This window comes from Zhurongbacter thermophilus (assembly GCF_026184435.1).
Classification (GTDB): domain Bacteria; phylum Coprothermobacterota; class Coprothermobacteria; order Coprothermobacterales; family JAADFF01; genus JAADFF01.
The window spans coordinates 1,508,770-1,525,963 of sequence record NZ_CP046447.1; the positions used below are offsets into that span (position 1 = coordinate 1,508,770).

Sequence of the window (17,194 nt, forward strand, 5' to 3'; positions counted from 1 at the left end):
CCAATATCTATTATATGAAGGGCTATATTTATAAACATGTCTAGATATCGGCCAATTAATAAACCTTTTTATATCCCAGACAGTAGAATATAGAGAGGGAGGTACAACACATATGACAGATATAAACATACGTAATCTTATAGAAGAATTTGTTAGAAACTATACCAAGACAGAAGTAGAAGAGTGGATAGTCAAAGAGTTTGAGAAATCCATACCATGTATCGGCAGTGCTTTTGCCCGCAACATAGAAAGCACAGGTATGATCTACTACACCGTACTTAGGGGAATATATAAGGGTAGAGAAATACCTTATCTGAAGAAAGAAGGGCGATTAACCGACTATGTTATGAAAACAAGGCAACCATTTATGTTCAATACTATGAATGACCTTCCAGAAGGAATAAAACTAAAAAGTTCAGGTAACCCAGAAAACAAGTATCTATTCATACCCCTCGGTCCCGAAAGAGATCTTATAGGAAGACAACCTAAGGTGCACGGTATTGTTATACTGGCCAGAAAGGGTAACCCATTTACAGAGGAAGATCTCAGCAAAGCCCGAGATTTGCAACGCACACTGGGAATCATATTAGACTCCTACCTTAATGCCATATTTTTAAAGAAAATTACCACAGCAACAGAGAAGGGGAAAAACTTAATACTTCAATCTATCAGAGAAAATTTATCTATTAGGGAAATCACCCACAAATACCTTGAAATAGCTATAGAACTTATAGATGCTGCAGAAAAGGGCTCTGTACTTATAGAAACACCACTTGGAATGAAGTTCATTGCGGCTTTAGGATACAATGAAGACATACTTCTAAACTTGCCACCTCTCGATCCACAAATAACCAAGATCCAGTGGTATGGAATGGGAGAAGATAAACTCAATCAGGGTATACCACGCATCATCACAGATAAAGAACTGAAAGCATTTAGAACTAAAGATCCTTTAACCAACATCTTACCAGAAGCACTTGATCTACGTTCCAATCTTATGATACCTGTAGTTGTCAAAGGTCGCATGCTACTTGAAGTTAATCTTGACAACTTTTCAGAGGCAACGGCATTTGATGACATGGATATAGAGATAGCTAAACACCTGGCAACATATATGACAGCATCATATGAGCTGATTGTTAGAGGTATAGAAAACGATAGAAATGGAGCTATGATAAAGCAGTTAACATCACTAATGGAAAACTTTTCACAATCTACCACAAATCTCCACATTAAAGATATTTTCCTCCACTCTGTTGTTGAAGGTGTTGATGTGCTAAAACCATATGCCGTACTATCAACATCTGACAAAAGACAATTTCAGACAAGAATACTCTATGGAAAAGAAGATCACCGGCTCGAAGAAATCTTTAAGCAAATATGCCATGAGCTTCTACATTCAGACAAACAATATGATGTTTTTATGGAATCTCACTACAGCATACTTGTGTACAAGCAAACAGAAGAAATTGACGGAGATAAAATCTCTTTCTTCTTGGGGTTTGCCAAATACCATGATATTTGGACAGAAACCGATATTCATCATGTAATCAATACCATTAAAGTCAGTGCCCTTCTTGCCAAAAATGTTGTATATATGCAGGAAATATCGGCCACTCAAGAAGATACCCTAAGTCTTTTGGGTAAAGCCCTTGAATTTAGAGATCTGGAAACCAAAGGTCATACAGAACGCACGGCATATATGACATCTATTATGGCCGATGCCATCAACTTTCCAGATAAGAAAGGCATCATGTGGGGTGCATATGTACACGATATAGGCAAAATAGCCATACCCGATTACATACTCCTCAAACCGGGCAAGCTAACAAAGGAAGAATTCGAAATTATGAAAAAGCATGTTATATATGGCTATAGACTACTATCCGGCATTAGACGCATACCCCAGACAACACTCAATGTGGTGAAATATCACCACGAAAAGTGGGATGGCACAGGATATCCTGAGGGATTAAAAGGAGAAGAAATACCCCTTGAGGCGCGCATATTTGCCATTATCGATGTCTTTGATGCCCTTATATCTAAGCGACCATACAAAGAGGCATGGCCTATAGACAAGGCCATATCGGTTATCAAAGAGGGCAAAGGCAAACATTTTGACCCTTATATTGTAGATACATTTTTAGACCTGATAGCAAACACAGATCTTGTAGATAAACTGAAAGACATTACAGAGAAAGCGTACAGAGAAGAATAAAAAGGGCAACCTAAAGGTTGCCCCCAAAGGAGATATGCACGGGTTACTTGTTATTTACTTGTAGTTTTGTAAAGAACACCAAGCATCTTGGCAAGCTCTGACACCTTCACATGGTTTCTCCCCCTAAAAGTACCATCAGGATATCCGCTCACAAGACCTATCCACTCCCCATAGCACACGTACTTGGCATACCACTCATTGCCCGTCATATCTTTGAAGAGTCTACACGGCCTTTTCATCATTGCAAAGTTAAAGTTATATATCTTCTCAAGGACCCTAATCATAAGGACAACAGACTCCGCACGGGTAACTGACCGAAGCAACCGAACAGTACCATCGGGATAGCCCACAACAATACCCTTATCTTTCAAGGTTTGAAGCACACTCTCCATATAGTAATATGGTCTGACATCGGCAAAAACCCTGTCTACCACAGATATAGGTTCAAGCCCTGATGCCATAAATACCCCCCACAGCACTTGATTCCTCGTAGCGTATGCATCCCATACAATCCCATCTTTCGAAGCGGGAACAACAAAACCATATATATCCTTCACATACTTTTCAAGCCACTTTGGAATATCTGTCATTTTCATCTCCTTCTCAAAGTAGAGAGGAAAGGCCATATGATACTTGGCAGATGGCACTTGTATTGTAAGACCATCTACTTTTAACTGAAATGGTTGATTTTTCAAGATAACAATGTATGTGGGATAGTAATCGGGCCGATTTTCCATAGGTACGGCCATTTTGTATGATTGAGGTTTTTCTATCGATGCGGGCCTCACATCTGAAGCGCGACCAGAGCGAACATTGGCATTTTGGTCCCAACGAAAAGAAGCCACAAGTACCTGCTCACCGGGAGCCAATGTTAGCATGCCACCAGAGATAAAGTGAAGATATTGATCTTTGTCGTATTGGCTGGTATATGCCATATAAGAGGCATGACCTCCCAAAATATCAAGGTCAAAGTGAAAACCGGATACAGACAATGTAGAATTTCCTACATTCTTCACATAGAAATCTATGGCCACTGTAGCACCATCGGTAATAATATAGCTCTTCACATCGGCCTGTATCTGGAATGATCTATAAACATCGGTAAGTGGTGTAAAATTGGGACGCTTCGTCTTCTGTAAAATAGATTTACGGGCATCAATGATACCACTAATACCTATCCCTTTACCTGCCATTAGCTTAGCATCAAGCTGATACACACCATATGGCACTGTGACAGTATCAGAGCCAAGGGATATTGTTTCCCCCGCCTTTACATGCACGGGGGTAATAACCTGTAGAAACATTTTTCCATCGGCATAGTGATAAGAAAAATCATTTCCTTTTAGCCAATAGTCAAACCTCTGAGAGGTATTAAATGTAAGCTCTACATCGTTTTCTCCTTTAATTTTCAGATAAAAAGCTATTTTCAAAGATACACTATCATCTTGCATATCTACGACAGACACGCTGGCTGTCATCTCCAAAGACATTGGGCCAGAATGGGGAGCTGGAACCAGAGGCATGCTCGTAGATTTATCATAGGCATAAGAAGAGGGTATTATCATAGACACTACAATGGAAAAAACCAGTAACACCTTCATCATATTCGCTATCTTCACATCAACCACCTCCGTACATGTATACGGAAGAAACAAAGAAAGGTATCATCTATAAAAAAGGGGGCCAAATGGCCCCCTGATATCACCTTTCTATGGTAACTTTTCGCTCTGCGCCGTCCCAGAACACCTTTGCACCGAATATTTCGCTTATAAACCTCACAGGAACAAAAGTGCGGTTTTGATAAATAAATGGTACCCCCATGTTCTGACCTTTATAGTTTTTCAAATCAATCATATATGCCTGCTTTCCTTCATCCTCTATCTTAACCTTACTGCTACCGGGATAAACCTCATATGTACCGTGCATCTCTGGTTTAGATTTAGGCATGTATAGATAAACACTCCTTGTAAACTTCTCCCCATTATCTGCAAAAATCTCTCCCGTAATCCTAATCGTTCTTGTATGACTATCCCATTTAACCTCAAATCCCATAGCTTCCAATACAAACCTCAATGGAACAACCGTTCTATTAACTACCGGGTCAATAAAGGGTGCAACATCCATTGTTCCCTTCTGCCCGTTCAGTATATAATCTCTTCTACCTATCCAAATTTCTATCTTGTCATATATCTCTATCACAAAATCAACCGTATCGGAACAATTGCCGGCCACACAGAACCTTGCACTTATATGGTGTTTACCCCTTTCATTGAGAAGCAAGTCTATTTTGTTATCACCGGGCTTGACATCATAAGATACCTTTTTCTTTCCATCAATATCAAACTCAACAACACCTATAGTATTTACCTCCACATAGAAGCTAACATGTCTATCATATGTACGACTGGGAACATCCTTAAGCACAGGAATAGGAACATGGTCAGATGGGTACTCTACAACAACAGGATCTGATAACTTAGAGGTATATCCATTAACCTTTATGGTTGCCTGTACTGTATGCTTACCTTTATTGAAGACGGTAATAACATAGCTCTTTGTGCCTCCTGGATGATTTACAGTAAACATCTTTGTTCCATCAACATAGATTGACAGCTCACCGGGAGATGCACTAACCCAGATGGAAAAACTCTGGGAATATACATAAGGTGGAGCAATAATCTGCGGAGGAGCGGGAATTCTGACCACCTGTACCTTATTAGACATCTCACTCTCAGCGTCTCCATAGAATACCTTAACGGCAAGCTGATACTCACCTATCTTCTGGAGGGGAACTTTCACGGTAAAATTACCACCTTCATGCCATACTCTATATATCTTCTCTGCAGGATAGGTCGACAAATTGTAAAACTGCAAATATCCTTTAGGAGCATTACCATTAACAATGACAAATGGAGTATCAACCGTATCGCTACTTACAGAGATAGATGGCTTATACATCTCTATTCTCTCAATAGTAACAGCATTGGAAAACTGAGAATAAGCATCTTCTGTCCCCGACGGAGCCTTTATACGAACCTTATAGGTTGCCAAACCAACTTCCTTCTGATAAACAACTATATTCTTCGTAGAAGTTCCTGCTGGTAGCTCGATTTCTCTCTCAAGGTTATCTCCTTTGTATAATTCAATCCAGGTATCAGTGGGAAATGCCTTGGGAAGGGTCATTTTTATAATAAACTTGGACTTTTCACTAATCGATGAAGAGAGAACCTGCAACTGTGGCACAATCTTATTCATATCAATGAATTTTATGCATCGCCACTGTTCTTCTTTAGAATATCCCACTACAGAAGGTAGAAAATCTGTTGTCTTGATTTCACTCTGTACAAACACGTTTGTATATTCTCCATCATTCATAGGCAACTTCAGAAAAACCCTCTTGGTCATACCATTCTGGTCATCAATAGATATCGGTACAATAGCATTGGAAGATACAAAGTGAAGTAAGATTCTTCCTTGAAAATCTTGCTGAACATTAAGGGCAACAGTAGGTGAATATGACACAACACATCCACTGGAATCTGACAGATAGCCTGGCTGCTCAACAAGATAAACACGAGGAAGAGGAATAGGAGCATAGAATTTAAGATAGTAGGGACCTTTATTGGCACTTGGTATAAGATACCAACCATTATTCACATAAGGATTATCCAGCTGTGCTTTATCCTCAACAAACTTATCATCTGTCTTTGATACATAAAACGGAACATAAGCAGATGTTCCATTTTGGACTTTACTACTAGATGCCGTCATATTAAAGACTACAAAAGCATCTCCTTCATATGGAAGAGCATCTGAGGTTGCCTGTTTGTAATGATATACAAACACTCCATAGTCCTTAGATATGGGAAAACCTCCTATAACATTAACATATTCATGGCTATCTAAATCTACATAGTCTCCAGATAAATTGAAGCTACTAGAAATAATACGAACATTGTTATTACTATCGGCAAATAGCAAAGCATACTTACCATCCCCAGATGTTATAAACGACACCCCATGAGCAATCTTATCTAAGGTCAATGAAGTATTAAAAATATAATATTTATTGACATCACCTACAGCAGGATCTATTGTCAGGGCAATAATTCTAATAGAAGAAGCGTATTGACTATCACACCATCCTAAAACATCTAACCTTCTTGTGGTTTTATCTCCATACATATCAAGTGGCACTATATCACTGCTACACAGAGAACTGCCTGCAGGAAAAGTTTCTTTTAACCACTTCATATAGATATTGCCACCTGAGGCAGCCAATGTTTCTATTCCAGAGAAATTCGTATCTCTTATAAGAACACTTAATAAATCTCTGGTTTCGGCCGTATCAGAAGAGGCAAACGAAAAAGCCCTTATCTTTGCATCTTTCGTTACTTGCTTTATCTTAGCTTCTCCTATCTTTTTGCCATCGGTAGAGAACAATGCGGCATATACATCGCCACTAGAAGTATCTCTGTAAACAACCCAAAGCGCATCATTATCATATTTATCAATGGTATAGAATTCATACTGTAAATCTGTTACACCCCATTTCATGGTTCCCTGTTGATCATAAGCATAAACACCGTCTCTTTTCACCAGATAATATGTACCAGAAATTTCAATAATATCTCTAACTCCGCTAACACCCAACGCTGAGGTCTTAACTTTCAAAGCAACATTAACTTTCATATCATCTGATGCAAATACCCAAGAAGCTGTCAAAACCAATACCAAAACCACTATAAAGATGAAAAACTTTAACCCTCTTTTCATAACTGCACCCCCTTTATTTAAACTATCTGTTTATAGTAACTTTTCTTTCCTTACCATTCCATTTTACAGTAGCACCGAATATTTCGCTTATAAATCTTATTGGCACAAATGTGCGGTTCTGGTAGATAAAGGGGATACCCATATTCTGTCCGTTATAGTTTTTCATATCTATCGTTACCATGCTACCATCAGCCTTTTCCACCTTTACCAAACTACTACCGGGATACACCTTGTATTTGCCGTGCATCTCCGGTTTTGCCTTAGGCATATGCATATACACCTTTCTCTGCTCGGTGGTGCCATCTTCGTGGTATACAAGCCCAGTTATCTCTATGGTTCTTGTGTCACCACGCCACTTCACCTCAAAACCCAAGCCTTCCAGTATAAACCTCAGTGGCACCATTGTGCGGTTCACTGTGGGATCTATAAATGGTGCTACATCCATAGCACCGGCATGGCCATTAACACTATAATTTTTCTTATCTATCCATATCTCTATGAGATCATAAACTCTTATTTTATAGATAGAATACCTACTGCAATAACCTCTTACACATAGACGAGCCTTCAGTACATGAATACCCCTTGTCAGTTTCAGAGTGATGGTATTATCACCACCAGAGACCTGATATGCCTGCACAGCTCCATCTACAGCTATCTCCAATGTGCCACTATCTTCAGCCGTCATAGAAATAGAAAGGCTACGCTTATATGTAGAAGTGGGTGTATTCAGAGCAGGAGGCATAGGTATACGGGTAATGTAAACTTTAACAACATCAGACTGTGCACCACCGCTTTCTATATAAGCCTGCAATGTATGCTTACCTATACCGGGTATAGAAATGGTTATTTCGTGTCTCCCCTTTGTCAGTTGAGAAGCACCCAGATCATGTCCTCCCAGTGCCATATACAGTGTTCCATCTACAGGCATATTTACAACTACAGTGGCAGTTGGTCCCTCAACTGTAGGGGTCACTTGAATCTGTGGAGCAGGTACTCCACTTCCATACATTATCTGAGCCCGAGCCTTATCTGATATGGCTCCATTGACTTCCACTGCCACCTCTATAGTATGCAGCCCTTTACTACCAAGATGCACTGTTATCTCTGCCATACCACCACTGTGGTTTATAGTCTTGTAGAGTCCTCCATCAACATATACCTTTAGGGTACCCGCAATGGCATCTACTTGTATACTTACATCGGGAACAGTGGTAGTCTGCGGAGCTTTTATCGTTGGGGTAGGTGGTACATACTCCACCTGAGAGTGTGCTTCCTTTGATGTATAACCGTTCACAGAAAGTGTTGCCTTGATATCGTATTTTCCGTATTGGGAAAGCGTATGTGTAAACGTGTGAGATCCCTTATCTTTAACCCCCTCAAAGAGGGTGGTATCACCGATTGTTAGTTTAAGAACACCTTTCTCATACACGGCAACTGATACCTCTATATTGCCATCCTTGTCTCTGGAACTATCTACAGACAATATCTTTGGACTCTTAGGAAGACGGACTACCTTGACAACATTGGAAAAGTTGCTCTCAATACCATACTGCTCTGTCTTTGCCACTATCTTATACTCACCAACACCGGCAAGGGGAACAGCCACCGTATATTTGTGATCTGCATTACCATAGAGATTAACTGTTCGTAACAGCTTCGGCGTACCGGAAGATATATCATAAAACGATGTGGTACCATCATGGGCGTACACATCTATAGATAATATATCGAAATCTATCTCTGCTTGGGCTATGCTCAGCTGTGGGTCAAACATGTTAATACGATAAATATACCTCTCTCTTAGTTTCTCCACGGCAGGATAACCGGGCAGGTGAAGATAACCTTCAACAACATACTTATCTTCATAACCTGCAAGATGTGCATTGACAACCTTGCTACCTTGTCCCGTGGGAAGTGGGATATTCTTTTCCTCAAATACAGTAGCGCTCTTAGAGTTCTTTATGACAATATCTACTGTTGCCGTTGTTGGGAGATGGTAGTTAATGGTAATATCCGTCCTGTAATCCCCTACAGCCTGTGCTTCTGTCTTTAAATTGGCTAAGATATTTAAACTACCTCCCACATCTGTATAGTTTATGCAGCCCAAGTTTAACTGAGAATAGCCAGCAGGAAAAGACATCTCGAAGTAATCAGGGGCACGAGTTATTCTTTCAATAAGAGAGAGATTGCCCTTGACCTTATCAGGCCATAGCTCATATGTCACCGTAGCATTGTGAGTATATGCGTGGATATAATCTTCTCCCATATCGCTTTTGATAGTCACCGTAGCAAACTTCATGAGATTTCCAATTGTTAAATATGATGTGATACCTTTTGACGGGTTTGTATAAACGCGGTAACAGTTATAAGTGGCCTTTTGAAACTTATTAATATCTGTAGACATGGGAGGAATGCTCTTATATATCTTCAGCATATACGACTTTACAGCATTTCCTGTGAAAACTCGATAAAGGGTATAATGTGTGGAATCTTTTACAACCCTGATAGCAACATACCATGGCGGTATATATGTATCGCGTTCAGCTCTAAAAGGAAAAACAGAAACGTCGACATTGTGATGCGGATCATACATACCAACAAAAACCCCCCCGGGGCTGTCATTGCTCCCCTTATATATAGCCACAAACTTATCACCCTCATAATCAATATAAACAGGATCACCACCAGCATACGATACTAGCCGGAGTCCCAACCTACTACCATAAAGAGGTCCAAAGAATACAGATACACTACCACGCATGTTTCCCGCGCTGTTATATACATGTTCTGATGTCAAGATCGCTACCCCTTGCGTATAACCCGAAACAGGTGAAGGACCAATACGCGACATGCGGACCCTCTGAATAAGTATTTTACTTGAAAAATAGGTTGCATAAGGATATGTAAGATAAAAATAACTGTTGCTCACCTGGTCCATATATCCTGTATTAAAATTTACCTTTATAATGGCTACATGATATTCATATACTCTATCACTGCTATCGTAATTTGCTGTACTGATACCTAACATATAAAAATAATCCTTATCCCCAATATATATTCCTGCCTCTTTGGATATAGCTGCTGGACTGTAGTATTTGCCAGCAACATAAATACTGCTTCGGCTTTTCTGCCACAACACCCTGACATTGTTAGTACCATCATAGGAAATCACCGCCACACTACCGTAGAGCACAGGCTCATTACCCCATGGAGTATAAAGGAGGGCAACCTGAGAATATACAGGATTGAGAAAACCTACCTGTCTATAGAGCACCTGTACATCCGCAATGGTAACAGTAAAGTAGATAGAGGATAGCAACGAACCATCTTTAACAATACCAACATATAACCTATCTGAAGATGGTACATACCATACCACCCACACACGACTACTATCATATATATGGGCAGAGAGATACAACGCATAGCTACCCCATTGCCATTTCCACAACTCATTGCCGTCTTTATCATAGGCGTAGATGCCATTGTATTTGCGAGCATAATATCCTCCACCAGGCCTGCTAAATACATCAAGGGTATACTGCTGAGACGATGGATCCGTTTGATAATACATGTATGCCTCGTTATAGACATAAAAGGCATCTACCACATTTATATACAGCAAACTACCATATACCCCCAAGAGCAAAATCAACACATACAAAAGATACCTTCTAAACTCTTTATTCATAAAAAACCCCCCTACACAAGATCAGATAAGAGATTCCTCTATCAATAAGGAAACTCTACACTAATCGAAAAAAGCCCCTTGTCGTCTTTCATCATACCTGACACGGAAATATCGGCCTTCTTACACTTTGCACCATCAAGGGTGTATGCCCCTCCTATCTCTGTATATTCTCCCCCATAGGCAGATTTAATAGCGGCAATAACTTTGGTAACCTCAGCTGTGGAGATACCATTATTCACAATAAAACTTACAGATACAAGGGCACCATTAGGCTGAATAGACAACATTTCATCATCTTTTAGTTGAGAAACATCAATACCTGCCTTGCCAAACACATCTTTGACACATTTCCAGTAAGTAGATCCTTTCAACTTGGAAAAATCCAAACCAAATGCCGGTTTATTATCGCTTGCCTGTAAACCAACCCCCATAACAAGTGATTTGCCTTGTTTGTCATACGCAATCTCCAGAGAAAATCCCTTATCGGTGCGTCCCAGTGCTATACCTCCACCGTAATCTCCATAACTCATAGCAATAAGATCCTCAGGATATCCCATATCTAAGAGTATCTTTTTAGCTTTCTCAAACGTTTCCTGTGGAATATCTTGTTTCACTTGGGCATTAATATGGACATGCCAAAGAGAATGATTCTGCGTTGTAAAACCCACATTGATAACAGGAGCCTCACCTGTAAAGAACAAATTTACCATAGACAAAAACACATTCTTAGCCTCACTTGGCAAAACAATAGCATCTTTTACATCTGCCACTGTAAAGATATGTGTTTCACTTGTCTGCTCTTCAGATGTACTTCCGCTACCTGAAGTGTCTCCACCGGTGTTCTCATCTGAGCCAGTGCTCCCTCCGGTGTCTTCAGATACACTTTCTCCCTGCTGTGTTGGCGCCGATGGCATGCCAAAGGAAAAAGAACACCCTATAAGCAAAAAGGACACAACAAGAAGAGATATAATGACGAGAAAAGACTTTTTCACCTTAAACACCCCCATATAGAAACTTGTAGGACACCGCCTACATAACTATTATACTTCTGTGCAAATTTATGAATAAAGAAGACTGTAAACCAAGAATCACAGAGTATACACAAATATTTACACTACATAAATCTGCTTATCTTCCCATATATCTATAGCACCGCCACATACCATGATCTCCAAGGGGCACGGGCATATTCCACTTATGGGAAGTATGAGCTGTGTAAAGAGGTCTACCCTCCACCTTACCTGTAATAAGGGTTGCATGTTCGGGAGTACCACTGCGGTTGACATCAAACAGGAGTACATCACCGGGTAAGGCTTCTTTGCATGGCACTTCTCTCCAGCCATGATGGATAATATATTCCCAAAACTTGGGTACATATATCCATGCCGCTTCATAGGGTCTCCACTTATCATCGGTTTTTAGTCCCCCGCAATACAGAGCTTGAGACACACTATTGGCACAGTCATCGCCGGGAAAATATTTAAAATGTGTGGAGTAAAGCATAGGCACCTTGAAAGACCCCATAGGGTAGGTGTGGGTAAGCATCCATCTCACGGCAATAGAGGAGGTAAAAGTCTCTGGGGGTGTACATGTGGCATCATTCATCTTAGTGGCTGTTAACATGACGCTGGGTGTCATCAGCAGATACGGAACCCACCGCTTATTCCATCTTGGCAGATCAAGATACTTGTTAAAACCAGCGGGTATATCGTTTCTCTCATAGAGATATTCTCGGAGGTCAGCCCACCAAGAGAGATTAGAAAGAACAAGATCATTACCCTTCTTTTCAAAGGTAATGATATCGACATTTCCCAGCTTACTATCTGTTTTCCAGTGGATGGTAAGGGCTTCATCTACCCACACAGTAATATGGGTAGCCGTATCTTCGAGCACCCTATAGCCGTTAATTGTTGAGGTGAGTGTGAATGTAGAGGCAAAAGCAGATATACCAAGGGCCATAACACCATATTGGGTATCAGGGTATACATGGTCTCTCGCCAATATCTCAACAGTTTTATTACGCATATCAAGAACATATTCAAGTCGACTGGCAAACCTGTGAACCGGAGATAGCCCCAAAATCAACGAAATAAAGAATATCAAGAAAGCCCTTAAAAACTGCCACATGTTAGGACATCATCACCTCAAGTTTCTTTTCTAGTGCTTCAGACTTGGTGACAATAGCTATAGTACTATCACCATCTCTGATAAAAAGCACTGCAAGTGTGATGGCCTCACCTATATCTTTACTACCAGACTTTTTCTCTTCGGTATTAACAAACTGCACGGAGTTTTCACCCTTCCACAGATATAAAGACTCACCATCTCTATCTATACGTATAGCCTCATCGTCGGCAAGATTTTCAAACTTGTCAAGCAAATCTGTCGCCATTTGCCAAAACTCTTTTTCCATCGGGGTCTCTGCATTATCTATCATGGATTGAAACTTCTGTTTAACATCATCATACACAGCCACCACCTCCTCAAACGGCATTATACCAGCAAAAGGGAAAGGGGACAGCAAGCTGTCCCCTACGGCGACAATAGAGGTTTTTATGGTGTGAAATAAATCATCATGGATAGTGGATACATTCCATCTTTGCCCATAGACGGTGAAAGGGTTACATTCATACCCTTATACTCCACATCTCTCACCATGGGCCCCATATCGCTATACTCGCCACCATAGGCAGCGGCAAACGACTTCATGGCACTCTTCATGGCCTCTTCGCTGGGGTACACCTTAGACAGGGTAACCATAATCTCGCCCTCGTTGTTATGAATATTGCCACCAACGAGGGGAATGGTAATAACCTCGGTGCCATCTATACCAGCTGCTGATACCAGCTGATAAATATATCCCCACTGCTCACCATGAATCTTGTCAAAGTGGAATCCAAACGGTGTATCAGCAGAAGCCCTTTTCTTCAGGTGTATCATGACAACCTTTCTCTGCTTATCGTACATGGCCATATAGTACATAGAATAATCCTTCGTGGTACCTTCCACCGCTGTAGACATATCATTGTCAAGATACAAGAAACCATCTCCCGCCTCTATACCATAATTTTCCTTGACATAATTTGCAAGAGACTTCAAGAAATCTACATTAACCTCACCTTTGGGAACAATTGTTAGTAGAAAGGCCGGCTCTGGCTTATCCATAGGACCTCCATTGATGGCAAACGACACAGCTTCAATGGTTCCATCTTCTACACCAAGGCCACTCAAGGTATAGTGGATCAGCTTTTCGTAGCCACTGAGATCAAGGGCATCTTTGAAGTTCGACCATGCCATTAGCTCATCGGCCGATGGCATACTAACTTTCTCTTCCTGCTCATCTTTATTTTCATCTTCCTTGTTTTCGCCCTCATTCTCATCGGCACCTTCTTCGGCATCACCGCCGGAGCCACCATCATCTTCTTCGACATACCTCTCTTCCCCACCTTGAGAAGTGGTACCCGAAGAACATGCTACAAATGTCATAGAAAACCCTAAAACAATGGCAAACGCCAACAAAATAGTAAGAAGTTTTTTCAAGAAACTCCACCTCCTATACACCCACCATAGCACACAAAGTTTAAAAATAAACATTTAAAATAAGTCCTCTACAAAACAACCATACATAAAGCCAATTTGGTTAGAGGTAAAACAAGTAAGCAACAGTGTAATTAACTTTAGCAAATAAAGAGGCTTTTCAATAACATCAATCAAGAAACTACAACAATATACCAGATTCTCTCCTCTGCTGCCACTCTTCTTTTAAGATACCCATCAGTACAACATCATAGTACTTACCTTTCAGGTATCTCTGTTTTCTCCATCTGCCTTCCTCTACAAACCCTAGCTTCTTATAAACATGTATAGCCCGCTCGTTGTATTCATATACCTCCAGCTTTACGCGGTGCATACCCAGATAGTCAAAGGCATAATCAAGCATAAGCTTTGTCGCCTCTGTACCTATTCCCTTACCAAAATATTCAGGTAGCCATATGGCTATGCCAAATGTAGCATGCCTACTGGTCCAGTTGATGTTATGAAGACCAACGGTGCCAACAAGTCTGCCATCTACCACGATACCGTAGACAATATCATTTTGGGGATACCCCTTATAAAGCCTTTCTATCCATTTCTCCTCTGTAATATCATTGATCGGAAAAACCATCTGCAAATACTCCCTCGCCTCGGGGTTATTTACCATCTGGGCAAGCACCCTAGCATCATCTCTCATCAAAGGACGCAAAGTACATTTTTCTCCTTGTAAAATCACGTGCATTCCCTCCCTCATGGCATGGTATCTTTATTGTAAACAACACGAAGGCAATAGTGTTATCATAATAGTGATATGGATGACACAGGTAAAACACTAACAGATATTAAACGGTTTCTGTATACCATTTACGACATGAAAGATAGAAAAGAGGCCGAAGAGAAGACCCTTTCTGGTATTATGTCGCATTTTCCAGAGTTCAGCGGTGGTATTTTTATAAGGAATGTAGAGAGTGCTGGCCTCATCTACTACACCGCCAAACAGGGTATATTTGAAACTTTTCCCATTAAATACAGCTACAAAAAGGATACCGTTGTAGATCAGGTATTGCAAACGGAAAGACCATGCATCATAAACACTTTTAAAGACATTCCATGCGATAAATCTTTACTACCATTTATCCCCTACCTTGATATGGGACATCATCTTATGTTTATCCCCATAAGGGATACAACCAATGTACTTCCTCCACAAATCAAACCTGGTGTCATTGTAATTGCCAGAAATGATAGATCATTTACAGAAGAGGATATCAAAACCATAACCCCTGTTGTCGAAGAATATAGAAATCTACTTTACTTTTATTTAGGTGCTATATTTTGCAAAAAAAGGGATGAAGTAATAAGAACCAGTACAGAGATGCTAAAGAGAACCCTCTCTAGACATTTTCAGCCAACAGGTAATATACTTGAAAGATATCTCAGAGACATTGTTTCCATAATAGATGGTGCACAAAAGGCATCACTTCTTGTCAATACTCCCATTGGTATGAAGTTTTTAGCCGTGGTAGGTTATGACAAAGAAAAACTGTTGTCCTTACCACCTATAAGCAAAGAAGAAGAGCTCCGCTGGTATCATGCCGGTGAAGAAAAGCAGCTTGCTGGCATGCCTCGTATTATCACAGACAAGGAAATACAGGTGCTGGGAAGAATTAGTAAGATAGGAGACGCGGAACCACAAACAATGGAACTTAAGGCCAATCTCGCCATACCTGTTGTTGTTGATGGTGAGATTATCATGCTCCTTAACCTTGACAACTTAGAAACACCTACAGCGTTTGATGATATGGATATATATCTTGCCCAAACCATGGCAACCTATCTTGCTTCGTCATATGAACTCATAACCAGACAGAAAAAGATAGACAGACAGGAACTACTCCTTGCACATTTGACAATGTTTGCCGAAACTCTCACCGATGAACGGTACATAAACAGTGTCATTAAAAATACCGGTGGGTTAACCCCCGAAAGCCTATTCAATCAATTTAAGTCTATTATGAAAAACGCCGTCATGACATTCCACCCATACCTTACCAAGTTTGCATATACAGAAGATGGAGTTCCACTTGATAGGCATATTGAAGATTTACCAGAGGAATTAAAAGATGTCATAGAAGTTACAATCGATGAAGCTGTAGAAAGAAGCTATGTAATCAGAAGTTACAAGGAGTATCACATCATTGCCATACACAAGATGTTCTGGTTTGACCACAAACGCTATCACTTATACATAGTGGCCGTACGAAAAAATGATGTGTGGACAGAAAGTGATGTTAGATACCTCCTATCTGCTGCCAACTCTGCAATGCTATTTGTAAAAAATCTCAAGTATCTCTCCGACATCAAAGAGATGCAAAAAGAAACTATGCTTATGCTAGGCAAGGCTCTTGAATTTAGGGACATGGAGACCAAAGGACATACAGAACGCACAGCGTATTACACAGAACGTCTTGCCAGAGCACTCGGTTTCAAAGATATTGAAGGCATTATCTGGGGTGCATATCTTCACGATGTAGGAAAAATTGCCATACCCGACTATATACTTCTTAAACCGGGAAGGCTGACCAAGGAAGAATTTGAAATTATGAAAAAACATGTTATCTATGGCTATCAGCTTGTTAAAGGCATAAAGGGCATCCCAGAGACAACCCTCAATGTCATTAGATATCACCATGAAAAATGGAACGGCACAGGATATCTTGAAGGTTTAGCAGGTGAAGACATTCCGTTTGAGGCTCGAATCTTTGCCGTTGTCGATGTCTTTGATGCCCTAACATCACCACGTCCATATAAAGAGCCATGGCCCGTAGAAAAAGCCCTGTCCCACATAGAAAAAGAGGCTGGCAAACACTTTGACCCCTATATTGCCGAGACATTTATGGACCTCATAGCAAACAAACATATGCTTGAAGACTTTGCCGCCTTACACTCCAATAAGTAAAGTAAATTTA

The 17,194-nt window shown here is 40.5% G+C and carries 10 protein-coding genes; 2 read left to right on the forward strand and 8 right to left on the reverse strand.

Annotation, left to right across the window (positions count from 1 at the left end):
• The first annotated feature begins 112 nt into the window (after nt 1-112).
• Nucleotides 113-2,218, forward strand: a complete 2,106-nt coding sequence (locus tag GM182_RS07550) for an HD domain-containing phosphohydrolase (protein WP_449186498.1) — start codon at nt 113-115, stop codon at nt 2,216-2,218.
• Between the two features lie 50 nt (nt 2,219-2,268).
• On the opposite strand, the gene GM182_RS07555 is transcribed toward GM182_RS07550, so the two are convergent.
• The 8 genes from GM182_RS07555 to GM182_RS07590 form a co-directional block, all read right to left on the reverse strand.
• The gene (locus tag GM182_RS07555) at nt 2,269-3,837 is read right to left on the reverse strand and encodes a BsuPI-related putative proteinase inhibitor (RefSeq protein WP_449186499.1); all 1,569 of its coding nucleotides are present in this window, start codon (nt 3,835-3,837) and stop codon (nt 2,269-2,271) included.
• A gap of 82 nt (nt 3,838-3,919) precedes the next feature.
• Nucleotides 3,920-6,994, reverse strand: a complete 3,075-nt coding sequence (locus GM182_RS07560; protein ID WP_449186500.1) for a copper amine oxidase N-terminal domain-containing protein — start codon at nt 6,992-6,994, stop codon at nt 3,920-3,922.
• A gap of 22 nt (nt 6,995-7,016) precedes the next feature.
• Nucleotides 7,017-10,691, reverse strand: a complete 3,675-nt coding sequence (locus GM182_RS07565; RefSeq protein ID WP_449186501.1) for a copper amine oxidase N-terminal domain-containing protein — start codon at nt 10,689-10,691, stop codon at nt 7,017-7,019.
• 41 nt (nt 10,692-10,732) lie between these two features.
• Nucleotides 10,733-11,683: a hypothetical protein gene (locus tag GM182_RS07570; protein ID WP_449186502.1), complete on the reverse strand. Its 951-nt coding sequence runs from the start codon at nt 11,681-11,683 to the stop codon at nt 10,733-10,735.
• A gap of 136 nt (nt 11,684-11,819) precedes the next feature.
• Nucleotides 11,820-12,818, reverse strand: a complete 999-nt coding sequence (locus GM182_RS07575; protein WP_449186503.1) for an amidase domain-containing protein — start codon at nt 12,816-12,818, stop codon at nt 11,820-11,822.
• Nucleotide 12,819: 1 nt separating this feature from the next.
• Nucleotides 12,820-13,161: a hypothetical protein gene (locus tag GM182_RS07580; protein ID WP_449186504.1), complete on the reverse strand. Its 342-nt coding sequence runs from the start codon at nt 13,159-13,161 to the stop codon at nt 12,820-12,822.
• An 83-nt stretch (nt 13,162-13,244) separates the two neighbouring features.
• Nucleotides 13,245-14,231, reverse strand: coding sequence for a hypothetical protein (locus GM182_RS07585; RefSeq protein ID WP_449186505.1), 987 nt, complete (start codon nt 14,229-14,231; stop codon nt 13,245-13,247).
• A gap of 178 nt (nt 14,232-14,409) precedes the next feature.
• Entirely contained in the window at nt 14,410-14,961 is a 552-nt protein-coding gene (locus GM182_RS07590; RefSeq protein ID WP_449186506.1) for a GNAT family N-acetyltransferase, read from the reverse strand.
• 75 nt (nt 14,962-15,036) lie between these two features.
• Between GM182_RS07590 and GM182_RS07595 the strand changes: the two genes are divergently transcribed.
• Entirely contained in the window at nt 15,037-17,184 is a 2,148-nt protein-coding gene (locus GM182_RS07595; protein WP_449186507.1) for an HD domain-containing phosphohydrolase, read from the forward strand.
• Nucleotides 17,185-17,194 lie beyond the last annotated feature (10 nt).